This is a genomic window from uncultured Nostoc sp., from assembly GCF_937863485.1.
Classification (GTDB): domain Bacteria; phylum Cyanobacteriota; class Cyanobacteriia; order Cyanobacteriales; family Nostocaceae; genus Nostoc.
The window spans coordinates 1-23,328 of sequence record NZ_CALMFY010000001.1 but is presented as its reverse complement, the minus strand read 5'-3'; the positions used below and the strand labels follow the sequence as shown (position 1 = coordinate 23,328).

The window sequence follows — 23,328 nt, the reverse complement described above, 5'->3', positions numbered from 1 at the left end:
TTACATTTTTGAGCGTAACTGTGTATGAGTTTAGAGCTAAAACTATCAGGTAAAACAGCGATCGTCACCGGAGGAAGTGCGGGAATTGGTTTAGCCAACGCCAAAGCACTCTATAGTGAGGGTGTGAATGTAGCGATCGCAGCCCGCAATCAAGAAAGATTAGAAAATGCAGTAGCTGACATCCAGTCTCTACCCACACTAGGGGCGAAAGTAATTGCTATCAGCGCCGATCTAACAAAAGCAGAGGATGTTGAGAAAGTTGTTTCAACCACCTTGGCCCAGTTTGGTCAGATTGATATCTTGATTAATAATGCCGGATCAGCCCGTGCTGGGTCTTTCCTTGAATCAACTGATGATTTATTTTTGGATGCTTGGAACTTAAAATTATTAGGCTACATCCGCCTAGTTAGAGCCGTCGTCCCCCATCAAAAAAGTCGGGGTGATGGGCGGATTGTCAATATAGTCGGCGGTGCAGGACGGACACCTCGTCCTAACTTCCTAGCTGGTGGCACAAGCAATGCAGCTCTGCTCAACTTCACAAAGGGCATTTCTAAAGAGTTAGCCGAGTACAACATTCGTATTAATGCCATATCGCCCGGTGCTACAGCTACAGAGCGTGCTGAGACTTTAGCCCAGCAAAATGCCCAAGCGCAAGGAATCACTGTCGAGCAAGTGAAGGCACAAAACATCCAAAGTATTCCTTTAAAAAGAATCGCCCAGCCAGAAGAAATTGCTGCGCTAGCGTTATTTTTGGTGTCTGATCTAGCTGCATCGATTACAGGAACAGAGATTATCGTTGATGGCGGATCTACCCCTGGTGTTTAGCAGCTTAAAGAAGTCATTCAATTTTAGATTTTGAATTTTGGATTTTGGATTGAAAGAAAAATCTAAAATCCAAAATTGAATGACTGCTGACTACCTAAATAAAAACATTAGTCTTTGGAAGGTGACTTGTAAAATCTCTTTTTTCTCTCTGCGCCCTCCGCGTCTCTGCGGTTAAAAAATCTTTTATTTAACCACAGAGGCACAGAGAAGCCAGTGCGCCCTTGCGGTTCCCCGACTTAAAGCAACTGGCGCAACACAGAGTTAAGAGGTTAAAGAGGAGTTTTTTGATCCAAATTTTCACCCACCTTAAAAAGGCTAGTCCCAAACATAAACTTCTTGGAGATAAAAAACATGGGTTCTCAATACTTTGATATCAAACCAGTTGCAGGACGTATCGGTGCTGAAATCATTGGTGTTAATCTGAGTTCTAACCTCAGCGATGACATCATCAGCGATATTCGCAAGACTCTAGTCAAATACAAAGTGATATTTTTCCGTGATCAGCAACAATTCGATGCTGCTGGACAAGTCGCCTTCGCTCGTCGTTTCGGTGAAGTCACTACAGCCCACCCAACTGTACCAGCGCTTCCAGAAAATCCAGAAATCTTAGACCTGAATTATGGTCGCACCACTTCCCGCGCCAATAGCTGGCATACCGATGTGACATTCGTAGACCGTCCTCCTCTCGGCTCTATCTTACGAGCGCTTGACATTCCTCCGACTGGTGGCGACACAATCTGGGCAAACTCTGTAACTGCCTACCAAGATTTACCTACCCATCTGCGTAATCTTGCAGACCAACTTTGGGCAGTACACAGCAACAAATTCGACTATGCAACTGCATTCGACCTACCTGAAGATGCCAAGGCTTACCGGGCTGTCTTCACCTCGACTGTATACGAGACTCTGCACCCAGTTGTACGCGTCCATCCCGAATCTGGGGAGCGGGGGTTATTCATCGGCGGATTTGTGCGCCAGTTCCGTGGCTTATCAACAACTGAATCAGATGATATTCTGCGACTGTTACAAGCGTATGTAACACGTCCTGAGAACACAGTCCGGTGGCGTTGGCAAGTTGGTGACGTAGCTTTTTGGGATAACCGGGCTACTCAACATTATGCGATCGCAGATTACGGCGACCAGCCCCGCCACGTTCAACGAGTGACAATTGTCGGGGATCTCCCAGTGGGTATCGATGGTAAACAAAGTGAGGCTATCAAGGGAGACGCTTCTCAGTACAACCGACGTGAGGCGGTGACTGCGTAATACTTGGGCATGGGGAATAGGGGATGAGTCTTTGATACTCGCCGACGAGTGTTTGATACTCGTTCACGAGTGTTTGATACTCGCCGACGAGTCTTTAATACTCGTGAATGAGTCTTTGATACTCGCCGACGAGTCTTTAACACTCGCTAACGAGTCTTTGATACTCGCCGACGAGTCTTTAATACTCGCTGGCGAGTCTTTGATACTCGCTGGCGAGTCTTTGATACTCGCCGACGAGTCTTTGATACTCGCCGACGAGTCTTTGATACTCGCCGACGAGTCTTTGAACTCCGTTAATGAGTCTTTGAAATCCACTTCCCTACTTCTTTGCTCCCCCTCACCTCCCATTCCCTTTTGCTGACTTAACTTTCTACTGACTAATGACTCGTGACTCCTGAATTCTGAACTCAGTATCTAATAACGATCGCGCTTTTCTATCGACCCTCTATGCAAGTAACAATACCAGAGTCTTAATAAGCAAGACTTTCATGAACAATTGGCAGTGTTTTTGAAGCGACGGCTTTGATTTCCTCAAACTTCATCTGATTTGTTAGGTTTTAACAATACAATCAGGTCGTCTCTAGGGAAACTTTTTATAGTGTTGGGCATCCTAACGGTTCTACTATCCTCCTTTGTTTTGACGTTTCACAACGTTACTGTCCGAGTTTTGTTTTCAGAACATCTTGTACTCGGTTTATTTTTACTCGGTGGATATGTTAAACCAGATTTGCAGAATTCATTCTTGCTGATGTTCATGCGAATGCTGCTCGTAGTTCCACTCATGGCATCTCTATCATTCAAGCTATATCCATCTGCTCTTAAAGAATTAAAAGACTTATTCAATCGCAATGCCGCCTCCAGCGTACTACATGAACGCAGGGATATTCTAATCCAAGCTCTTGGCTGTGGGGTACTGATGTTTGTGTATATTGCCTCACTCTACATTGCTATTGGCTTAATTCCCACAGGCATTGCCTTGACTCTCTTCTTCACCTATCCCGTATTTACAGCGCTGCTGTCCTGGAGGTTTTTTGGCGATCGCCCCACATTGTTCCGTTGGCTAGTGATGGGAATTATTCTGGTAGGAAGCGCTCTCACCATTCCCCAATCTTCTGCCACCTACAGCAGTCATACCATTGCGATCGGCATTTTCGCTAGTGTTAGTGCTGGGATCGTTTACGCCTTTTATTGCATCATTGCTCAAAAATGTTTAGAAAAATTCCATCCAGTTCCCTTTACCTGGATCAGTTTTGCCTGTACTCTACTTCTCTCCGGTGTTAGCTTACTATTCTGGCCAGCTAAGAGCGCCCAACTTGACTGGACACCTCTATGGATTGGCAGCATATTTTCCGGTCTGGTCAGTTTTCTCGGACACACTCTAAACAATGTGGGGATTCGGATGGTTGGCGCATCTACCGCCTCCATAATTGGCTCTAGCAGTCCAGCATTGACAGCATTAGTTGCATGGGTAACGATTAGCGAAACTTTAAACGTGATTCAGAGCGTGGGGATTGGTATTGTCACATTGGGGATTGCGTTACTTAGTGCCGAAGGTTTTGTAAAATCGCTCAAATATAAAAGTTAAATTGTGATCAAGCTGGGGACTGGAGAGCGGGGATTGGAGCTTTTAGAATATTTTATGTAATACCAATTGTCCAAAATCAAGCTACAGATGCTCTCCTGTAAATCCAGAACAAATCTGACTTTGTTAATTACGGATTGGTATAAGATATGCCTTCCTCCGCTGTCCTTTTTGATTTAGACGGGACATTAACAGATCCTAAACTTGGTATCACTCGCTGCATTCAGTATGCTCTATCTGAACTCGGTTACAAACCACCGGAAGCTGATGAATTGTATTGGTGTATTGGCCCACCACTGAAAGATAGCTTTTCGCAATTATTGAAGACCTTAGATGGCACAGTAATTGAACAGGCTATTTCACTGTATCGCCGTCGCTTTGCCACCATTGGATTATTTGAAAACTCCCTTTATCCGCAGATTCCAGAAATTCTAAAAGCCATTCGTTTTGCTGGTTATAAAACTTTTGTCGCAACTTCCAAACCATACATTTATGCTATGCGGATTATTGAATATTTTGACTTGTCGTTGCTTTTTGATGGTGTTTACGGTAGTGAACTTGATGGAAGTCGAAGCGTTAAAGGCGACTTAATTCACCATATTTTATTAACAGAAAAACTTTTACCCTCCACTGTGGTGATGGTAGGCGATCGCTCACATGACATCATTGGAGCCAAGCACCATCACATTGCTTCAATTGGCGTTACCTATGGCTATGGAACTGAGGAGGAATTGAAAGCTCATGGTGCTGACTTGATTGCTCATTCTCCAAGTGATATTCCCAAATTAATAATTCGTAAATAATGCCGCCATCTTTAACACTTTTCCATAGTTTACTTCTGTTTAGTACCGCTTTCATTGCAGGCGGATTAAACGCTGTCGCGGGTGGTGGAAGCTTTATTACCTTTCCAACTCTCATCTTTACGGGTGTATCCCCGATCGCAGCTAACGCCACGAATAATACCGCGATTTGGGTGGCTGCTCTAGCAAGTGCTGGAGCATATCGTCAAGATTTAGACATTGAGCGGCGAGATTTTTTACTTTTATGTGGTGTCAGTTTAGTTGGTGGTGTAATTGGCTCTGTAGCTTTGTTATATACTTCTCCAGATGTGTTTAAAAAGCTTATTCCCTATCTGTTACTGCTGGCAACCCTGATGTTTACCTTTGGTGAACCTTTCAAAAAGTGGTTACAGCGTCAAAGCCAGAAGTCATCGCCTGAATCTGTACCCTTATTTAATTTGGTACTGGCTCAATTAGCGATCGCAATTTATGGCGGTTTTTTCGGCGCAGGTTTAGGAATTTTAATGCTGGCAACTCTGACATTTTTAGGTATCAAAAGTATTCATACCGTGAATGCCTTTAAGACATTTTTAGGAAGTTGCATTAATGGTATTGCAATTATTCCATTTATTTTTGCAGGTGTGATTGCTTGGCATCAAGCTATTTTGATGGCAGTAGGTGGCTCTCTTGGTGGTTATTTAAGTGCCCATTATGCTCGTAAACTTGAACCGCACTTAATTCGGAAATTTGTCATGATTGTTGCCTTCAGTATGACTGCCTACTTTTTTATTCACGGTTAAGGATTGGGAACTACTGAGGGGTAATGTATGGAAGCATCAACAAAATCGCAGGTCATGCTTCGTGCTATTAGTTCCAGAAATTTTCGCCTGTACTACATAGGTCAGGCAATTTCTCTAATTAGTACGTCAATGACCCAGGTGGCTACTAGTTGGCTGGTGTATCGCCTCACCGATTCTGCCTGGTTGCTAGGTCTGGTAGGTTTTGCTAGCCAAATTCCCACTCTTATTTTGATTCTTCTGGGTAGAATTGTTGCCAATCGCACCAACCGCCACCGCATTCTGCTTGTTGCCCAGATTCTGGGGATGCTTCAGTCTTTGGCTCTGACTTGGCTGGCCTTGAATAATACTATTGAGTTTGTTTATAAACCAACAAGAGGTCTTTGTCTTAAGTTGCTTTAGGATGGACGCAATCAGCAATTGCAGTCGCCGAAATAACAAATGCGGTCGCCAAAATAGCAAATGCGATCGCCGAAATAGCAAATGCGGTCGCTGAAATAGCAAATGCGATCGCTGAAATAACAAATGCGATCGCCGAAATAGCAAATGCGATCGCCGAAATAGCAAATGCGATCGCTGAAATAACAAATGCGGTCGCCGAAATAACAAATGCGGTCGCCGAAATAACAATGATAATTGCCTACAAAACCCTCACTTGATATGTATCCCAAACACTTCCCTGCTGTTTTTTAGTTCGTCGAACTCATATTAATTCAAGTATGATAGCCCCCTATTCATTGATGAAGAACAAAAAAATACGTGCCTTGCTGATTCAAGTAAACTTATTTATGCGCGGAGTGCAATTACGTGTTACGAATTAACAATTACGAATTAGAGCGCAGCGATATGACTACCGTAAATGATCCTACTGTTGTAACTGAAGTAACTGATTTGTACCTCAAGTATGAAGAAGCCCTTTGCAAGAACAATTTGGAGGTGATGGATAGCTTGTTTTGGGATGCGGCAGAAGTGGTGCGGTTTGGGATCACAGAAAACCTCTATGGCGGCGATGAAATTCGTAACTTTCGCCAGAATCGACCAAGCCCGAAAATAGAGCGAGAAATCTCAAATCTCAAAGTTGTGACCTTTGGCAAAGATGCAGCAACAGTAACTTTAGAGTTTCGCCGCAATATTAATGGTGTAGAGCGTTTCGGGCGACAAAGCCAGACTTGGTACAGGTTTACCGAAGGATGGAAGGTAGTTTCAGCACATGTTTCATTATTGCCAGTGTGAATTTAAAAACTATGACTAGCATTACCGAAATTGCCCCAGATATCTATCGCATCTCAACCTATGACCCAAAAATAGATATGCAATTCATCCAGTTTCTAGTGAAAGACGAAGAACCATTATTGTTTCATACGGGTCTAAAGGGAATGTTTTCACTGGTACGTGATGCAGTGGCAAAGATCATTGACCCATCACAAATTCGCTGGATTAGCTTTAGCCATTTTGAAGCTGACGAATGTGGATCGCTAAATGAATGGCTTGCCATTAACTGAGTCTGATGTGATTGAACGGTTCCGTCAAACAATCGTCAATTATGAAGCCAGTCCTTCTCCCAATTACATAGCATACACAACACATACCGATGCCTGCGGCGGACTGCGCCAACGCATTCTCAAAGAGTTGGCAGCACTCAAGCCAGGTACACTGGCGACAATGCACGGTACAACTTTTGTTGGCGATGGCGAACGTGCATTGCAGGATATAACAGTTGTGCTGCGAGAAGTTTTGGTGGAGTAGAGAAGCTATAGAAACTGCCCAGATTATTGCCCAAAAATTTGATAAATCAGTTGAAGTTGTGGGAGGATTAGATGAGCATGACCGTAGCAATCTTGGTTATTTAGAAGAAAAAAGTTTATTGAAACTGTAACTGCTTTTTTTACCAGACCATACGAATTATTTAAAATATGGTACATTCATTTGATTGGATTGTATTAAAATCTAGACATCTAGTCAAAGATAGATGGATTTCAGTCCGATCTGATACTTGCCAAATGCCTAACGGAACAATAGTTGACCCCTATTATGTTCTGGAATATCCAACATGGGTAAATGTTGTAGCTTTAACCAAAAATCAGGAAGTGGTTTTAGTAAAGCAATATCGCCACGGTCTGAGAAAAACAATTTTAGAATTACCTAGCGGTGCTGTAGAGGTAGAAGATATTTCGCCACTAACAGCAGCAAAACGCGAGTTATTGGAAGAGACTGGTTACACTAGCAATAATTTTATTGAAACTGGTATACTATCACCCAACCCAGCGAATCATACCAATTTAACCCATTGTTTTTTAGCAACAGATGTAGAACGTGTAACTGATTTGAAGTTAGATGTTACAGAACAAATTGATGTAGTTTTATTGCCTATAGAAAAGCTAATAACAAATATTGATAATAGTATATTGCTGCAAACATTACATATTAGTTCATTATTCTTTGCTTTAAAAAAACTTGGTAAAGTGCAATTTTCTTAATCATCTCACTGGATTTGCCTTTGTCAATAACCATCACGAAAGGATAAAAAATACATGGCTGCAACAATTTCATTTGATCGCGTTTCTGATATTTACGATGCCACACGGGGACTACCCCCAGGTATTTCTGAGCAAATCACAGATTTTATCCTCAATCTAGTTTCAGCAACAGCAGAAACCAAATTCTATGAAACAGGTATCGGCACTGGTAGAATTGCTATCCCGATCGCAAAAAGAGGCTATTCTTACACTGGTGTCGATATCTCTGAAAAAATGCTAGCTGAGTTGCACCAAAAGCTAGAGGGTGTGTCTCACCAACTTACAGCAGTCAAGGGAGATGCAACTTCTCTACCATTTGCTGATAACTCTTTTGATGTGGCGTTGACAGTTCATGTATTTCACTTGGTTTCTGCTTGGAAGCAAGCACTAGCAGAAATTCGCCGAGTCCTCAAACCAGGGGGAATTTACCTCTACACTCACGGTAATATGAATTTCAGCAAAGTTAATGAAGATGTGAATCAGGGTAGGTTTGATTTTCAGCAACGTTGGCAAGATATTATTGCTAGCTATGATTACCCTTTACCTGGCTATGGTGCAACACAAGAAGAGGTTTTAGGTGAGTTGCGCGAACAAGGAGCAAATTTGGAAACAGTGGTTGCAGCTAAATGGCAGTCTGAACTGACTGTGAACAAATTGCTTGAATATCATAAAAACAAAGTTTATCGCAATACCTGGCACATCCCGGATGATATCTTTGCCCGTGCAATTCAAGATTTGCAAGACTGGGCTTTGCAACACTACGGCTCTTTAGACTACGATTTGTCTGGTGAAAGTAAGTTCAAGATTGTTGTAGTACGCAACTGGACTTAATACAGTTTTGCATAGAAACGTAGCGTTTTTAATGCAGGAGAACGCATTAACATTTTAAAGGAATGCATTGGCATTGTATCGGGATACATTAACAATGCGGCCGACGCATTAACAATGCAAGGCGATGCATTAATAATATAAGCCGATGCGTTGGCATTGCAGGGTATTGCATTAACAATGTAAGCCGATGCGTTGGCATTGCAGGGTATTGCCAAATTTAATTCGCTACGAATTAATGAAATGCTGTACTTAGATTGGATTGAACTCTCATGATATTGGAAACCGATCGCCTACTATTGCGGGAAATGACGCTTTCTGACCTCGACGCGCTACTGCTTGTCCTCGGTGATGCAGAGTCGATGCGCTACTATCCAAAGCCGTTTGACCGGGAGATGGTGCAAAAGTGGATTGATCGGCAGCGCCGCAATTACGCACAGCACGGCCACGGCTTGTGGGCGATGGCTCTCAAGGCGACGGGCGAGGTAATCGGCGACTGCGGACTAGTTTGGCAGGAAGTCGAGGGACACCGAGAACTCGAAATTGGTTATCATGTCCGCCGCGATCAACAAATGCAGGGTTACGCAACTGAAGCTGCATATGCTTGCCAGGACTACGCCTTTAACGTGCTGGGACGCTGCGTAGGCGTAGCCCGCCGTAGGCATCGCGTTATTTCTCTGATTCGTCCAGAAAACATTCCCTCTCGGCGTGTAGCCCAGAAGAACGGCCTCAAGGTCGTTAAGGAGATACTCTGGCGCGACATACCGCACTATATATATGCTGTGCAGCGCTCAGAAAGTAAACTTCTTGCAACAAGCAATTTATCAGAAGCAGAGAAGTCAAAATTCAAGGCGTAGCCGAGGTTTTAGATCCTCTCGTTCTCATACCATTTCTTTGTGAGGCTGCGCTAAATTTCTTTCTTTCTTTCTTTCTTTCTTTGTGTCCTTTGCGACGGCAGTCGCTCATGGGGGAAACCCCCAAGACCGCGCTGCCTCCCCTTTGCGGTTCGTTTGTTATATAGTTTGCCGCATCTTCATACAGAATTGGTATCAGTCTCTAACAAATAAATCAACGCCTCCACTAAAGCCTGATTTTGCTCATCAGTGCCAACAGTAATGCGTAATTTATCATCTAGTCCAGGTTGCTTGAAGTAGCGGATTAAAATACCCCGTTCCTTCAGTTTTTGATAGAGATATTCTGCGTTTCCTTCTCTTGGCTGTGCCAACAAAAAGTTAGCTTGAGAATCCCAAAGATGAAAACCTAATTGTTTTAAGTCTGTTGCTAACTTAGTCCGCGATGCTTTAATCTTTGCCACACAAGCATTTTTATAAGCTTGATCGGTAATAGCAGCAGAGCCAATTGCACAAGCGATCGCATCAATATTATAGCTATCCTTCACCTTAAACAACCCCTGCAACAGTTTGGGATTCGCCACCCCAAAGCCCAGCCGCAATCCCGCCAACGAGTACCCTTTAGAAAGTGTGCGAATTACGATGACGTTTTCGTATTCCTTTACCAAAGCCAATGCATTTTCTTCGGTAAAATCTACATATGCTTCGTCAACCACTAAAACTCCAGATAACTGGCTGGCTAATTTTCGTAGATCATTTGTTGCTACCACATGCCCCGATGGACTATTAGGCGACGCAATGAATGTCACAGAACCATCCACAGCAACCAGTTCTTTCAAAGGTAAACTGTAGTCCTCGCTGTAGGGAATCTCAATAATTTCCGCAGCTTGCATTTCTGTTAATGTGCGATATAGCACGTAAGTTGGCATCGGATAAACTACTTTCTTCCCAGGTTCTGCACAGGCTCGAATTATCACGCTCAACAATTCGTCACTGCCATTTCCGACAATGATCCAATCACTAGGAACTCCTAAAACTTTGCTTGCAGCTTGCCGGAATTCTCCCCCGAAAGGTTCTGGATACCGCCGTAACCACTCGCCATCGATATTTTGTAGCACAGCTAGTGCCGCAGGGGAAGGAGGATAGGGGTTCTCGTTACTGTTGAGTTTAATTATCTGTGTACCACGTTGGGGCTGCTCACCGGGAATGTAGCTAGCCATTGCATTAACATTAGAGCGAAAGTAGTTAGTCATAGGGCACTTGTACTGAGCGGCGTCGTTGGTGCAACCTCTCGTAGAGAAGTATTGGGTGCGTATCTTAAGCAAATTTCAACCCACAATTTCTGACGATATCGTTTTTTGTCATTTACATCAAAAAATACGGCTTTATAAATTACAAATTACAAATTACGAATTAGGAATTATCAAGAGATGCCAGATAAATGGAATCCAGAACTATACGAACGATTTGAGTCCGAAAGAAGTCGTCCGTTCTACGACTTGGTAAACATGGTACATCGGCAAGAAAACTTACGAGTTCTCGATTTAGGATGTGGAACCGGAAAGTTAACGAAGTATCTGCACGACACCTTAGCAGCACAGGAGACTTTAGGGATAGATGCTTCTGAGAAAATGCTGCAAAAGGCTCGTCAGTTTGAAGGTAACGGACTACGGTTTGAGCAAGGAAAAATTGAGGAAAACCCAGGAGATGGGGAGTTTGATGTGATATTTTCTAATGCAGCATTGCAGTGGTTGACGAAACATGAGGCGTTATTTGAGAAATTGCGGGGCAAGTTACAACCTGGTGGACAGCTTGCTATACAAATACCAACGATGGATAATGAGCCAGTGCATAAGATAGCAGTTGAGACTGCAAAGGAATTTAATCAAGAATTGGGAGGATATGTGCGGCGTTTAGAGGTACTTTCTCCAGAAACATACGCCAAACTGCTTTATAAATTGGGGTTTGTGAAGCAAGAAGTAAAGCTTCAGATTTATGGACATGTGCTGCCTTCACGAGAAGCCGTAGTAGAGTGGTATCGTGGGACACTGCTAACAGCATATGAATCGCAGCTAGATGCCCAAACCTATGAACGATTTGTAGAACGTTATCAGCAGAAACTGTTCGAGTTGCTAGAAGATGAGCGTCCGTTCTTTTTCCCCTATAAACGCATCTTAATGTGGGGGCGTATTTGAAGGTTTATTTCTCCCTCAAAAATGTTTAAGTCCCGTTAGAGAATAGGAGCAGGGAGCAGAGGAGCAAGAGAAGAATAAGAATAACAATGCCCAATGGCACTAAGTTAAAATACAGCCCTTGCCCTGACTGGTTAAGAGCCTTGGAGGCTTTGCCTCCTCTTTCTTGACCAGACGGCCCACAGGAATACATTCCCAGTCTTACAGCTATTTTCAGGTAAATAGCTGTAAGACTCTTAACGAGGTGACACAAGCCTTTAGACTTTTCTTAGTGCCATTTGCCCAATGCCCAATGACAAATCATTACCGATATATTATTTTTTACAAACCCTATGGCGTTCTCAGCCAGTTTACAAAAGATGCTCCCACACATAGCACCCTGAAAGATTATATTGATGTCCCTGATGTGTATCCTGTAGGACGCTTAGACTGGGATAGTGAAGGGTTGCTGCTGTTAACGAACGATGGGCAATTGCAACATCGCCTCGCCCATCCGCGTTTTGGTCATAAACGTACTTACTGGGTACAGGTAGAGCGAATTCCAGATGCAGATGCGATAAAAAGGTTGCAAACAGGTGTGGAAATTCAAGATTACCGCACTCAACCAGCAGAAGTTAGGCTCTTACCAAAAGAGCCAGAGCTACCTGAACGCACCCCGCCGATTAGATTTCGCAAAAATGTACTGACAGCTTGGCTAGAAATGACCTTAACAGAGGGAAAAAACCGCCAAGTACGGCGCATGACTGCGGCTGTTGGGTTTCCGACTTTGCGACTGGTCAGGGTCAGCATAGCCCACCTACAATTAGATGACCTACAATTGGGTCAATGGCGCGACCTCACTACATCTGAACTGCAATTTTTGCATAATTTCAGTAAATCAAAAAGTTTTCCTCCAAAGGCGAATGCTTTTTAACAGGAATTCGACTTTCTATTGTGAGCCAGGGACATTCAGTCTGAGGGGCATTTTGCACATTTGGGATGCGATCGCTGCGACGGTCTACGCCTACGCATTCTGGCTATATCAACCAAAACTTTGAACAATATAAACTAAATTGAGATTTACTTTATAGGCATAGAAATTTCCCAAATTCCTTGAATCCCACCGTATTCCAGTACATAAATCTTATTGCCGATAATCTCAGTATCAATGGGATTGCTGAAGCCTTGGACAATGCGCTTGGCTTGAAGTTGATAGTTGGTAGTTCCTACTTTAATCAATTTCAAATCTAACAGATCTTGGCTGGGATCTTTAAAAGGGCCTGCTAGTGTTTCGCCAGTGGGGTCGCCTGGTGTCCAACCCAATACGAATCCATTTTTGTTGAATTCCGGACTCATTGCTCCTTGTGTTTCAAAAATTAACCCCAAAGGAGAACGGTGTGCTGTAAAAGTGCTAAAAGTTTGCCCAAGAACACTAGCGTCTTTGACTTTGCCATCTTGAGGATCGCGGAAACTGTCTGCGTCCGGTCCCAAATTACGAATTGGTTCAGTCAGGGTGATATTAGGCCGAGCCGGAAAGCTTGGATCGTTATAATAGTAGCCTTTTGTAACTGCGCCAAATTTAGGATTTAGCAAAAGGTCTTTGAGAGGATTATAATTCGGGAATTGTTGGGGATTGTCTGTCCCGCCTATACGCCAGGGAAAGCCGTAATTATGACCTAGACGTAGCCAATTTAATTCTTCTGACATGTCGCGATCGGGACCATTTTCGGTGCCAAATAAATCCCCATTAGACGCAAAGGCCATATCGAAAGTATTGCGTGTTCCTTCTGCAAAAATATAGCCAGCTGTCTTTAAGGTTGCTCGATTGTTTGCAAGAAAGAGATTTTGGCCATTACTAGGAAGGCGGAGTATACAGGCAGTTAATCCTACTTCGCGAGTATTGGGATATAGACCACCAGCAGACTGAACCTCACCATGATCGGTACGAGAACCGCTATTCACATAGATAAACTTACCATCTGGGCTAACAACCACGCCGTTGAAGCGATGGTCATAAGCTGTTTTACTTTTGGGATAGCCTGCACTCGTAGCCAAAATAGACCAGATGCGCTCTCCTGTACCTGAGTTAATTACGCCTTTAACAATAATTGCTTTGGTCTGGTCATTCACAAGGTCTGCATTGCCAACTAAATAAATTGTCCCGTCAGGACCAATAGCCATACCTTGAGTTTCACCTAGCTTATGATTACTAGAGTTGTAGACAAGTGTACTAGTAGATAAGACTAAATTAACTTGATAAATCTCACCATTTCTTTTTAAGTAATAGAGGGTATTGTTTCGTGGATCTTTTGCAATCCGAACAGAAGGAGAGATCGTCGATAACGTAGATATAATCTTGCGAATCTTAATATCAGAACGCAAGGCTTGAGGTGCAGCATTTACAACAATAGTGCCATTATTTAACATCACTATTGTAAATAACAGTGTTTTGGCAACTAAAAAGCACGTTTTGAGAACGAACTTATCAGTAAATCTGCGTTTAACTTGGTTGAATGATTTAGTGCTATTCATTATTTTCTTCATCAAATAGTCAGATGATTTTGTGGCTAAATCTTGTTGATCAGGGAAAAAGCTTTAGAAATTACGGGATAAAATGAGCAATAGGTACTGACTTGCTAAATAATCTCTTGTTGGGTAAGGGGGGACACATTGCCGTGTTCCCCGGTTGAACTGTTGCTAACTGAGCTGAAAGATTAACGTCTGAGCCTGATGATAAGGAACTCAACCCTTCAGCGCTACCGAGTGTGTTGTTTGTACCTTCTCCAGCATTTTCCAGCTCATAAAAAAGTGAAGTTGTTACTACTAAGTGTGAGACCCACTACCCCCTGCACAATACCTATGATTTCATCTTGCTCTGCTCCGGGTTTGTCTAAAAATATTCGTGTGTTGCTTCCAACAACTTGCAGGCGGTAGTCCTGTGGAAGTCCATTGAGTTGAATTCGATCTTGGCTAGGGTCGAAGTCAGTAATATTAGCCAAGTCCCCAAAACCAGGATTCGCAGTATTGTTATCGTCGTAGAAAGCATTTACAGCGTCCCCCAAGATAAATCTGTCTGCCCCAGGCCCGCCAGTGAAGTTATCAGTTTCCCCTAATCCAGGTGGAAGCGGACTACCAGGGAAAACACCAATGAGGATGTCGTCTCCAGCCCCTCCATTGAGTATGTCATTGCCTGGCCCGCCCTGTAGACTATCATTGCCGTCACCACCATTGAGGATATCATTGCCATTATTACCATCTAGAGTGTCATTGCCTCCTCCACCATTCAAAGTGTTGTTAGAAGTATTACCAAAAAGTAAGTTGTTAAGACTGTTACCTGTCCCGCTAATGTCGCTACTTTCCGTCAGCCTCAGATTCTCTATATTGGCGCCTAGTGTGTAGGTGACAGAAGACCGGACGATATCTGTGCCTGAATTAACAGCCTCCGTAATGATGTCAGTAGTAGTGTCAACAATGTAAGTGTCGTTGCCTGCTCCCCCATTCAAGGTGTCAGTACCTGTGCCGCCATCAAGTGTGTCATTGCCGTTATTACCGGATAATCGGTTATTTTGATTGTCGCCAACAATGATGTCATTTGCATTTGTGCCGATGACATTATCAAAGTTGACTACAGTAAATGGCAATCTTCCCAACCCAGGAACGTTATTGGCAGCCAAACTTTGGGTTTGCAGGTTAACGGTGATAAATACCCCAGCCAAAGATTGGGATGCATCTATGGTGTTGTTGGCAACATTAGCATTAGCAATAACCTTTTCTACTTTAAAGAGTTGATCTTGCCCCAATCCACCAGCTTTTTTAATAGTTCCGACACCTGACAAGGTAATAGTTTGACCTAGTTGACTGTAGTCTGCTGTATCAAAGCCATCTCCACCATTAATGCTGTCGTTACCCTGACTACCTTTGAAGGTGTCATTTCCCGAAGTCCCAAAGAGATTGTCAGAACTTGTAGTGCCGAAAATAAATGCCATGTTATTTCTCCTGAATTTCTCACGAATACGTAAGTTCAGCCTCAGTCAAAGAACTATTCATTAGTTCAATGTAGATTACTTGCTATTTGCGTAATCCTATTTACAAAACATTAATTATTGATTTGGTTACGGATTTCCAAATAAAAAAATATCTAACTATTTATTGTGGGCTGGGTCGAAAAACCCGGCTTTGGTTACGGGTGAACGAGACACCTACTTTACAAAATTAGATAATTTATTTTCTGAAAATGCCTGAATGGATTACCCAAATGGTAAGTAATTAGGTCAAATATTTTGTTTTTTTCTCCACATTTTTTTAACCAAGCTGTAATTATTTAATTATCACGAGGGAAAGGTTATGTAAGCTTCTTTACCAAATCTTCAAAATCTCAAATAAATGCGATTTATAATACATTGAAATACGCTTGTAACTTTTAATCAAATATTTTTTCAAAACTACTGATTTTTTTGGTAAATATTGCGATACTTTTCAGCTTAAGGTGGTATTGTCGTTAAGTTAGATTTCAATATCAAATTTTTTGGTAAAAAAAACACTTTTATATTAAAGAAATGCTTTCTAAAATAGATAATTTAAACTTATAGTTACTCCAGAGAACTTTGGAGCTTAATAATACTTAAGCTTTACATAAATTTTATAAATGTTTACAGCTATTTTTAGGTAAATAGACCATGCCCTATAGGCACAGCAATGCTCATACGTGTCAACTTAAGCTAAAATTCCTTTAAAACCTCGTTTTTAGCCTCTAGCTGGAAATGTACCTCATAGCGGCTCTGCCGCAAGTCTTGAGGTGGAGCCTCCCATTAGGCTCTCTAAAAGTTGCTATGCAGCAGGCTTTACGCTGCGCTATCCGTTGTAGCAACTGGCATTGCGTTGTGCTATGCAACAACGCACTGTCAACAATTCAAGGTGCGTTACAGAGTAGGCTAACACACCCTACTGACAATTTATATTTCTTCATATACATTGAATTTTTCTAGCCGACTTACTTAAATAAAAACTGCTGTAAAAAGTCGTTTTGAATACTCGAATCCTTGCTTTTCTCTCGTTCCTATGCAGAGCATGGGTACGAGGAAAACTAATAACTCCTAACTCAGCACTGATTATGACTCAAGAACAACAAACTGCAATTGAAGGGATCTATGAAGTCTGTATCGGCATCCCAGAGCCAATTTCTGCAATTCAGTATTGGGAGCAATTTGGCTATCGCATTGGTCAAGTGGGTGAATTAACCGCAGATGTAGCCAATCAATTATATGGGGTAAATTCATCTTTACGCTCAATCCGCCTCTACCATCAAAATTCAGATCATGGTTTGATTCGGTTGATGGTTTGGCAAAACCCCACGCATCAAGGTTTGGGAACAGCGTCGATGAAAATTAAAGGAAATCGTTGGGCAACAACCTTAACAGCGGATATTTTAAGTATCTTAAATCATATAGAGGATGCAAAAGCCGCAGGTTTGCCTATTAGGCACACTAACCCTTATTGGGAAGTCATCTACAACAAAGAGAGGAAAAGCCGTCCTTTTATTGAGCCAGCAGTTGGTGTGCGAGAAATGCTGCTACTGCAACCCTTAGCTCGACAGGTTTTATTTCAACGGTTTGGTTATACACTACCGGATTACGGACAAGTTAACCATAATGCTGCTCTCAAGGCTAGTCAGTTTACCCATATGGGAATCATCGTTCAGGATGACAGCAAAGAAACCCTGAAGTTTTATGAAGAAGTTTTGGGTTTGCTACGTGTGCGTGATGGTGTCGAAACTAGCTATGAATCTTCGCCAGCAGGTCGAGATATTTTTGACCTTAACCCTGGTGAAAAGTTTATTGTCACTACCTTTGATGATCCCCGTTCTTCTAAGTATGACCTGATGGCTGCACGCAGTGGCAGGCTTTACATCATTCGATTCCCAGAAGATATTAATTTAGAATCGCGCTTTGAGGCAGCCCAACCAGGTAGCTTGGGTATGTCTTTATATACCTATCGAGTTAAGGGAATACAGGAGTATTACGATCGCATCAAAGCGAGTACTGTACAAAAAGTTACAGACATTATTAGTAATGAGTTTGGCGAGACTAGTTTCTCCTTTGTTGCGCCAGATGGCTACTTCTGGACTTTGCTAGAAGGTAATTAACTAGTGCCAAAGGGGCAAGAGGCAGGGGAGAATAACTAATGCTCAATGCCCCATGATTAATGACTATTGAGCAATCTAATTTTTATCTTTAAACACTAAACAGGTAAATTGAGTAAGCAATATGCCTTTTTACTTGCTGAATCTACCGAAATCAGAAAGCAACAAGCTTTTTGAGTAAGCAATATGCCTTTTTACTTGCTGAATCTACCGAAATCAGAAAGCAATCAAGCCTTTTGAGTAAGCAATATGCCTTTTTGCTTGCTGAATCTACCGAAATCAGAAAGCAAACAGGCAATCATAAGCAACCACAGCTTTACCCCATAACGACTCCAACTATAGGACTGATATTTGATTTTTGAAATATACGTAGGGTGCGTTAGCCAAAGGCTAACGCACCACCTCTGATTCTAGGTGTGTTACGCTACGCGATAACACACCCTACATATACTTAGATTTTTTCAAAAATCAAATCGGATTGCTATATCTCCTATTTATGTTGATATCAAAGAGAATATTGATACAGTAAAAGAAAAACCTACAGTTGGCTGACAATTCTTTTGCGATCGCATCAAAGCAAGTACTGCACAAAAAGTTACAGACATCATTAGTAATCAGTTTGGCAAGATGAGTTTCTCTTTTGTTGCGCCAGATGGCTACTTCTGGACTTTGCTAGAAGCTAAGTAGCCATGATTAGTTAATTTGCCGGACATCATATGATTATCTGGACTTCATATTACTTTTCAGATACATAGATTTTCAGTTGAATGCTTTCTCTCAAGCTACTAAGGTAAGTTAGTAGCGCATAAATAAAAATCACAATTCCGACCATTTCCAAAGACTCTTCAAGAATTATGCCAGTTAACGATATTATGGTACGTCGCCCAAAATCTATTCTCAAAACTCCACCCACCATTTCCATACCTAAGCCTCCACCCACATAAACAATTGCGGCAATCAGAAATAAATACCGAGTCTTGTAATGGAGATGGAGCAAAAATTTTAGATATTTAAATGCAAAAACTCCCACTAAAACAATACCAGGGATAACCCAGGTTTCATAAAATACAGGATTGAGATGAAGCGATTCTCGCACTGACGGAATGATCAAAATCTCGTGAAAACTAAATGTTTCATCCAAACTCAAATATAAAAATATCAAAGATAGAGTTTTCCAGTAAACAAAATAGCGGTCTTTCGTCTTCATAGCGGTAGTCTGGGTAAGACTTTCTCAATCCAAAATCTAAAATGCCGTGGCGCTAACTATTCCAGACGGACTCTCTGCCTTCACCAGAGGTGATTTAGATGCCTGGGCTACCTACGGTTATGCAATCCAGCAAGCCCAGAAAGATGGAGCCAAGGTACTCAAATCAGCGAAAAACATTCTCTCAGGCAATTTTACGATTGTCGCAGCGCCGAGTGCGATCGCAGACTTCCTCTGCCGCATCTAGAAATCGCAAGATTGGCAAGCATCGCATATAGACGCGTGGTCAAAGAACTATGCAAAAGCAATTGCAATTGATGAAACCTTTGTCTTTAAAGAGGCCAAAGAAGGGTTAAAACAGCGGCGATCGCAAGTGCTGCCGATTTTCCCACAAGCGATCGCTTCCCAGCAAGATGTAGCCGGCACATTTTATCGTGCAGACGTCATCGCAACGAAAGTTAACGTGAAACCTTTATGGATGGAAGCTTTACTAATGCGATTAATCAATGCAAATAGTCAATCAAGTGTTTGACTGACAATTGGAGCTTCTAAATTCTACGTCCTTGTAATGGTTAAAATGTTCGTATCTTATATCGTTGGGATAATGCCCACCTTAAAAAAGTTAACTTAAACTCAGGTGAAATATGTCAATTCAAGACACAGTATCTAATTGGGAACAACTGTTAGAAATTGCTCAAAAAAATACCTCTGCTCGACGGGTGCGTAGACCAGGACAGTCCCCTTCTACTGCTCCCATCCCTAGCAGTCTTCATAAACTGCCCCCAGATACTGAACCACCAGTACTGCTCTACCGGGATACTAACTCTTGGTGTCCATTTTGCGAACGGGTTTGGTTTGCTCTAGAAGAAAAAGAAATTCCTTTTGCAACAGAGTTTATCGACTTGACTAACAAACCTAAATGGTATACCGATTTAGTTACCACAACCGTTGTCCCGGCTGCCAAAATTGAGGGAAAGTTAGTCTATGAATCCAAAGACATTCTGTTAGCATTAGAAGAACGATTTGGGCCTACCTTGCTCCCTGAAGACCCAGAGGAAAACGCCGTTGCTAGGCAGTGGCTTGAGGATGCTGAAACCAATGGTGTACATATCGTCTACAAATTTCTTAGAGAAGCCCCTGAAGATCCTCATGAATTAGCAAGCTTAAAGGCAGCTTTTGAAGCGAAATTAGACGAACTGGAGCAATTTCTCGGAAAGTATCCTGGCCCCTACTTTTTGTCAACCTTTAGCGTGGTAGATATTAGTTATAGTCCTCATTTAGACCGATTGGCAGCTAACTTACCCGTTTATCGGGGATATCAACTCAAGGGAAATCCCCGGTATCCTCGCATCAACGCTTGGTTTGAAGCACTTAAACAGCGTCCCGCCTATCACCGCGTCAAATCGGATGATACGACCAACAATTTAGTCGTGCTTCGCAGATGGGGCATGACACCAATCGGCAATCCCTTGCCCCCAGACCCAGCAGTTAGCCAAGAAATCCAATTTCGGGCAGAAGCGGCTGAGAGGTTGACTGATAACCGAGAAGTTGCTTTAGGAGACATCCTGAAAAACTCCGGGGTGCAAGCATTAGCGGTCAATGGCGACACAACAGCCGTTAAAGAAGCGGTTGATTTTCACCTCAGATTGCTGGCTGACTATCTCATGAATGCGAATGGTGCAGCATTACCGTGGGGGCGCGTGGGCGACAAAGACAATGCCGATCCGATTGTGTCTGCGGTTGGAGCGATCACGCTCGCCTATGTGAGAAATCGCATCTGTGCGCCACGCGATATGAGTGCTGGTGCAGCAACTGCATTCCGGGCAGCAGCAGATAAGGTGTTGGCATCTCTTTATTAGCGATCGCTGGTGATATCATGTCCGGTAAATTACTTGTGATTCCTGCGTGACCTCTCAAGAGCAACCCCTCCCCTACTAGGGGAGGGGAGCCGGAGCTTATAACTTTAGCTAGAATTTGGGTGTTGCTGATTGAAAGTAGGAATTAGCCTGATATCACCCCAGATACACCTTGCTTAAACTATTGCTGTACAAGGATTACAGGCAATCGCATTTAATTAGACCGTTTCGCTACGATCACCCCAAATACCCAATTTCCTATCTGTCATATCTGTCATATCTGCCGTTTCTGTCATATCTGTCATATCTGCCGTTTCTGCGATCGCCAACTGAGAACTCAGCTCGGCAACCATTTCTCACCCAAATACGATTACCCCTATAGCCCCAATTTCCTCTACAACTGGCGTCAGACAATTGCCTAACAAGCCTCACTCTACCTCTAGTAGGTATTGAACAAGTATTCCTGTGATTATTCTGGCTTGAACAAGTGATTATCTCCTGAGCTGAAGCGGGAGCTGCAACGCCCAAAAGTGTACCTATACTAATGCTGGCAACCATGAAGCTGGCAGCAACTATGGGAAGACGCATTACCATATTCAATGTTAGACCTCTTCAAAAATTAAAAAATAAAAACTATAGTAATTGTAGCGAACTGTATTAAGAGCCAATTTTCAAATCAGATTGAATGCAAATAATCTTGATATTTTAAACAGCATTATATGTAACATTTTCCATAAAATAGATAACCAATACTGGAGTTTGAATTTAGCTTTTTTGAATGCTAAATTCGGCAGCAACCCAATCTTCAAAGATATTTAATAGATTTATTTATAGGATAATAATGGCATTGATTTGAGCAGATTTATACTAAGAAAAAAAAAGGAGAGTATTGCTACTCTCCTAAGGTAATATGAGCGAGAATTTCTTTTCTTAGTTATGAAAGCGAACTTGACGTTCATGCAATTCACGAACATGTCGTTCACGAGCTTGACGTTCACGTAATTCATGAGCGCGTCGTTCACGAGCTTGACGTTCACGCAATTCACGAGCGCGTTGTTCACGGACTTGACGTTTGTATTGAACTTTACTGTTATTAAAAGCTACAGTATTACGATTAAAATGCTCATGCTCAGATTTAAATTCAGCAGCATTAGCATTTTGAGAAAAAGCAGCAATTGAAGCAGCTGCTAATAAGCCTCCAAGTAGAATAGATTTAAAGCGGTTCATATATCCTTTAATGTGCCTTGCATTACTTGATTTGTATATTCTCAATGTAATCGGAATAATCAGGCACACGCCTGTGATAAAAGTCATGTTTAAATAGTTACTTTTGTCACTACTACTAGGATTTATATTTGATTTTTGAAATCGGATAACAGTCAAAACCTGACCTGAGATGGGTTATACCCTCAGAGGATGTTTAAAAAGTCAGTCGTAAAGTATACTAAAGACCCCTCTCCAAACCTCTCCCCGTTGGCGTCAGCCTGCCGTTAGGCAAGCGGAGAGAGGTTTTGAAACCCCCATTCCCTCATACTTCAGGGTAATGCCTGGGTTTGGCTATGCCTACGCAATACCAGCACCCCCATGACCAACTTTATTTGGCAGCGTCTTCAAAATCTGTTATCGCACAACCAAACTCCCTAAAAGCTGTTTTAATCAGAACCTCTTTCGTTCCTCTCTCCAACGAAGAATTGCGTATAAGGTCTGTTAATTCTATGAACAGTAGAGAAAACATAAAACGATCTTGGCGGTCAACTTGTTTCAAGCAAGACGATATAAACTGATAAAGCTCTGTTTTTCTAGGTTTGGTTTGTTCTTCCCATATTTGTAACCCAAGCCGGAAGGTTCTCAAGCGGATTTCATTAGTATTGAAGGACGCGTCTTTGTAGCGGACTGATACGCGTTGGGGTAGTTCCATGAGTTTTAGCTATACATATTCAATGTAAAGTAATTATTCACTTATATTTTGGCTCAACCGGAAAAATCTGATATTTAGCTTGAAAATAGGTGACAGGGAAAGAGATTTTCAATCTGATATCTCCGTTGAATTGCCCACAATAAGAGAACCTCACCCCGCCTATAGCTAAAGCTACAGGCTCCCCTCGCCTACTAGGGGCTACGGTGTACACACAAGTCCAATTACCCCCCTTAATCCCTCCTTATTAAGCAGGGCTGTTTCATTCCACAAGATGAAGTAGTTTGTCAATATCATGAGAAATAAATCTTTGGGCAATTGTGATGGAAGTATAACCATTTCGACGAAGTATATTGAGTGCGATGCCTACGGCGGGCTACGCCTACGCTCTGATGATGGAAAGATTTGCCGGAGCGTCGCCCAGACGGATTGTTGAACTATCCTCTTTCAAAATAACATCCTTCACCCAATGAAGGCAATTTTAGATACCCCAATGACCGCGAATACCGAGAGCAAATTCCTTGGCTGTGCAAATCAAACTGCTAATACAGCGTATTGCAGGTTTATGAGGTACAGTAACAACAGTTTGTAAACCAGTT

At 42.3% G+C, this 23,328-nt stretch carries 26 protein-coding genes and 2 pseudogenes; 19 read left to right on the top strand and 9 right to left on the bottom strand.

Annotated features, from left to right (window positions below; all coding sequences use genetic code 11):
- Positions 1–24 precede the first annotated feature (24 nt).
- The 6 genes from Q0541_RS00135 (at position 25) to Q0541_RS00110 (ending at position 5,651) form a co-directional block, all read left to right on the top strand.
- Positions 25–825, top strand: coding sequence for an SDR family oxidoreductase (locus Q0541_RS00135; protein WP_298904007.1), 801 nt, complete (start codon positions 25–27; stop codon positions 823–825).
- A gap of 351 nt (positions 826–1,176) precedes the next feature.
- A complete protein-coding gene (locus Q0541_RS00130; protein WP_298904006.1) occupies positions 1,177–2,091 on the top strand; it encodes a TauD/TfdA family dioxygenase in 915 nt (304 codons plus the stop codon).
- A gap of 598 nt (positions 2,092–2,689) precedes the next feature.
- Entirely contained in the window at positions 2,690–3,676 is a 987-nt protein-coding gene (locus Q0541_RS00125; RefSeq protein ID WP_298904005.1) for a DMT family transporter, read from the top strand.
- A 146-nt stretch (positions 3,677–3,822) separates the two neighbouring features.
- Entirely contained in the window at positions 3,823–4,476 is a 654-nt protein-coding gene (locus tag Q0541_RS00120) for an HAD family hydrolase (RefSeq protein ID WP_298904004.1), read from the top strand.
- On the top strand, positions 4,476–5,252 hold the full coding sequence (locus tag Q0541_RS00115; RefSeq protein WP_298904003.1) for a sulfite exporter TauE/SafE family protein: 777 nt from the start codon (positions 4,476–4,478) through the stop codon (positions 5,250–5,252). The genes Q0541_RS00120 and Q0541_RS00115 overlap by 1 nt, the downstream gene beginning before the upstream one ends.
- A gap of 27 nt (positions 5,253–5,279) precedes the next feature.
- Complete coding sequence (locus tag Q0541_RS00110) at positions 5,280–5,651, top strand: MFS transporter (protein ID WP_298904002.1); 372 nt, start codon at positions 5,280–5,282, stop codon at positions 5,649–5,651.
- Positions 5,652–5,662: 11 nt separating this feature from the next.
- Here Q0541_RS00110 and Q0541_RS00105 read toward each other — a convergent pair whose 3' ends face one another.
- Positions 5,663–5,920, bottom strand: a complete 258-nt coding sequence (locus Q0541_RS00105) for a hypothetical protein (RefSeq protein WP_298904001.1) — start codon at positions 5,918–5,920, stop codon at positions 5,663–5,665.
- Between the two features lie 175 nt (positions 5,921–6,095).
- Here Q0541_RS00105 and hpxZ point away from each other — a divergent pair, with 175 nt between their 5' ends.
- The 6 genes from hpxZ to Q0541_RS00075 all read left to right on the top strand — a co-directional run bounded on the left by hpxZ (position 6,096) and on the right by Q0541_RS00075 (position 9,450).
- Positions 6,096–6,482 carry an oxalurate catabolism protein HpxZ gene (gene hpxZ / locus Q0541_RS00100; RefSeq protein WP_298904000.1) on the top strand — a complete coding sequence of 129 codons (387 nt, stop codon included), beginning with the start codon at positions 6,096–6,098 and terminating at the stop codon, positions 6,480–6,482.
- A gap of 11 nt (positions 6,483–6,493) precedes the next feature.
- On the top strand, positions 6,494–6,751 hold the full coding sequence (locus Q0541_RS00095; RefSeq protein WP_298903999.1) for a hypothetical protein: 258 nt from the start codon (positions 6,494–6,496) through the stop codon (positions 6,749–6,751).
- Positions 6,729–6,995 carry a hypothetical protein gene (locus Q0541_RS00090; protein ID WP_298903998.1) on the top strand — a complete coding sequence of 89 codons (267 nt, stop codon included), beginning with the start codon at positions 6,729–6,731 and terminating at the stop codon, positions 6,993–6,995. Before Q0541_RS00095 ends, Q0541_RS00090 begins: the two co-directional genes overlap by 23 nt.
- A 254-nt stretch (positions 6,996–7,249) precedes the next feature.
- Positions 7,250–7,726 (top strand): NUDIX hydrolase, encoded by a 477-nt coding sequence (locus Q0541_RS00085; protein ID WP_298903997.1) that lies wholly within the window; start codon positions 7,250–7,252, stop codon positions 7,724–7,726.
- 54 nt (positions 7,727–7,780) lie between these two features.
- Complete coding sequence (locus tag Q0541_RS00080; protein ID WP_298903996.1) at positions 7,781–8,596, top strand: class I SAM-dependent methyltransferase; 816 nt, start codon at positions 7,781–7,783, stop codon at positions 8,594–8,596.
- A 269-nt stretch (positions 8,597–8,865) separates the two neighbouring features.
- Positions 8,866–9,450 (top strand): GNAT family N-acetyltransferase, encoded by a 585-nt coding sequence (locus Q0541_RS00075; protein WP_366941787.1) that lies wholly within the window; start codon positions 8,866–8,868, stop codon positions 9,448–9,450.
- 176 nt (positions 9,451–9,626) lie between these two features.
- Here Q0541_RS00075 and hisC read toward each other — a convergent pair whose 3' ends face one another.
- Entirely contained in the window at positions 9,627–10,697 is a 1,071-nt protein-coding gene (hisC, locus tag Q0541_RS00070) for a histidinol-phosphate transaminase (protein WP_298903995.1), read from the bottom strand.
- A gap of 177 nt (positions 10,698–10,874) precedes the next feature.
- Here hisC and Q0541_RS00065 point away from each other — a divergent pair, with 177 nt between their 5' ends.
- Entirely contained in the window at positions 10,875–11,639 is a 765-nt protein-coding gene (locus Q0541_RS00065; RefSeq protein ID WP_298903994.1) for a methyltransferase domain-containing protein, read from the top strand.
- 289 nt (positions 11,640–11,928) lie between these two features.
- The gene (locus Q0541_RS00060) at positions 11,929–12,549 is read left to right on the top strand and encodes an rRNA large subunit pseudouridine synthase E (RefSeq protein ID WP_298904048.1); all 621 of its coding nucleotides are present in this window, start codon (positions 11,929–11,931) and stop codon (positions 12,547–12,549) included.
- 146 nt (positions 12,550–12,695) lie between these two features.
- Here Q0541_RS00060 and Q0541_RS00055 read toward each other — a convergent pair whose 3' ends face one another.
- Both Q0541_RS00055 and Q0541_RS00050 read right to left on the bottom strand, forming a co-directional pair.
- Positions 12,696–14,147, bottom strand: a complete 1,452-nt coding sequence (locus tag Q0541_RS00055) for a PQQ-dependent sugar dehydrogenase (RefSeq protein WP_298903993.1) — start codon at positions 14,145–14,147, stop codon at positions 12,696–12,698.
- Positions 14,148–14,413: 266 nt separating this feature from the next.
- Positions 14,414–15,601 (bottom strand): calcium-binding protein, encoded by a 1,188-nt coding sequence (locus tag Q0541_RS00050; protein ID WP_298903992.1) that lies wholly within the window; start codon positions 15,599–15,601, stop codon positions 14,414–14,416.
- A 1,124-nt stretch (positions 15,602–16,725) separates the two neighbouring features.
- On the opposite strand from Q0541_RS00050, the gene Q0541_RS00045 reads away from it, so the two are divergent.
- Positions 16,726–17,757 carry a VOC family protein gene (locus Q0541_RS00045; protein WP_298903991.1) on the top strand — a complete coding sequence of 344 codons (1,032 nt, stop codon included), beginning with the start codon at positions 16,726–16,728 and terminating at the stop codon, positions 17,755–17,757.
- Positions 17,758–18,312: 555 nt separating this feature from the next.
- Positions 18,313–18,441, top strand: a pseudogene (locus tag Q0541_RS00040) (VOC family protein); the annotation flags it as partial.
- A 49-nt stretch (positions 18,442–18,490) separates the two neighbouring features.
- Here Q0541_RS00040 and Q0541_RS00035 read toward each other — a convergent pair.
- Positions 18,491–18,961, bottom strand: a complete 471-nt coding sequence (locus Q0541_RS00035; protein ID WP_298903990.1) for a hypothetical protein — start codon at positions 18,959–18,961, stop codon at positions 18,491–18,493.
- A gap of 46 nt (positions 18,962–19,007) precedes the next feature.
- Between Q0541_RS00035 and Q0541_RS00030 the strand changes: the two genes are divergently transcribed.
- From Q0541_RS00030 to Q0541_RS00020, 3 genes are all read left to right on the top strand, one after another.
- Entirely contained in the window at positions 19,008–19,205 is a 198-nt protein-coding gene (locus tag Q0541_RS00030; RefSeq protein WP_298903989.1) for a hypothetical protein, read from the top strand.
- A gap of 126 nt (positions 19,206–19,331) precedes the next feature.
- Positions 19,332–19,490 carry a hypothetical protein gene (locus Q0541_RS00025; protein WP_298903988.1) on the top strand — a complete coding sequence of 53 codons (159 nt, stop codon included), beginning with the start codon at positions 19,332–19,334 and terminating at the stop codon, positions 19,488–19,490.
- A gap of 112 nt (positions 19,491–19,602) precedes the next feature.
- Positions 19,603–20,817, top strand: coding sequence for a glutathione S-transferase family protein (locus Q0541_RS00020; protein ID WP_298903986.1), 1,215 nt, complete (start codon positions 19,603–19,605; stop codon positions 20,815–20,817).
- A 215-nt stretch (positions 20,818–21,032) separates the two neighbouring features.
- Here the strand turns inward: Q0541_RS00020 and Q0541_RS00015 are convergent, their stop codons facing one another.
- The 4 genes and pseudogenes from Q0541_RS00015 to Q0541_RS00005 all read right to left on the bottom strand — a co-directional run bounded on the left by Q0541_RS00015 (position 21,033) and on the right by Q0541_RS00005 (position 22,732).
- A complete protein-coding gene (locus Q0541_RS00015) occupies positions 21,033–21,167 on the bottom strand; it encodes a hypothetical protein (RefSeq protein ID WP_298903984.1) in 135 nt (44 codons plus the stop codon).
- Between the two features lie 28 nt (positions 21,168–21,195).
- Positions 21,196–21,372: pseudogene (locus tag Q0541_RS34265) on the bottom strand (DUF3011 domain-containing protein); the annotation flags it as partial.
- A 372-nt stretch (positions 21,373–21,744) separates the two neighbouring features.
- The gene (locus Q0541_RS00010) at positions 21,745–22,041 is read right to left on the bottom strand and encodes a hypothetical protein (protein WP_298903982.1); all 297 of its coding nucleotides are present in this window, start codon (positions 22,039–22,041) and stop codon (positions 21,745–21,747) included.
- A gap of 367 nt (positions 22,042–22,408) precedes the next feature.
- On the bottom strand, positions 22,409–22,732 hold the full coding sequence (locus Q0541_RS00005) for a hypothetical protein (RefSeq protein WP_298903980.1): 324 nt from the start codon (positions 22,730–22,732) through the stop codon (positions 22,409–22,411).
- Between the last annotated feature and the right edge of the window lie 596 nt (positions 22,733–23,328).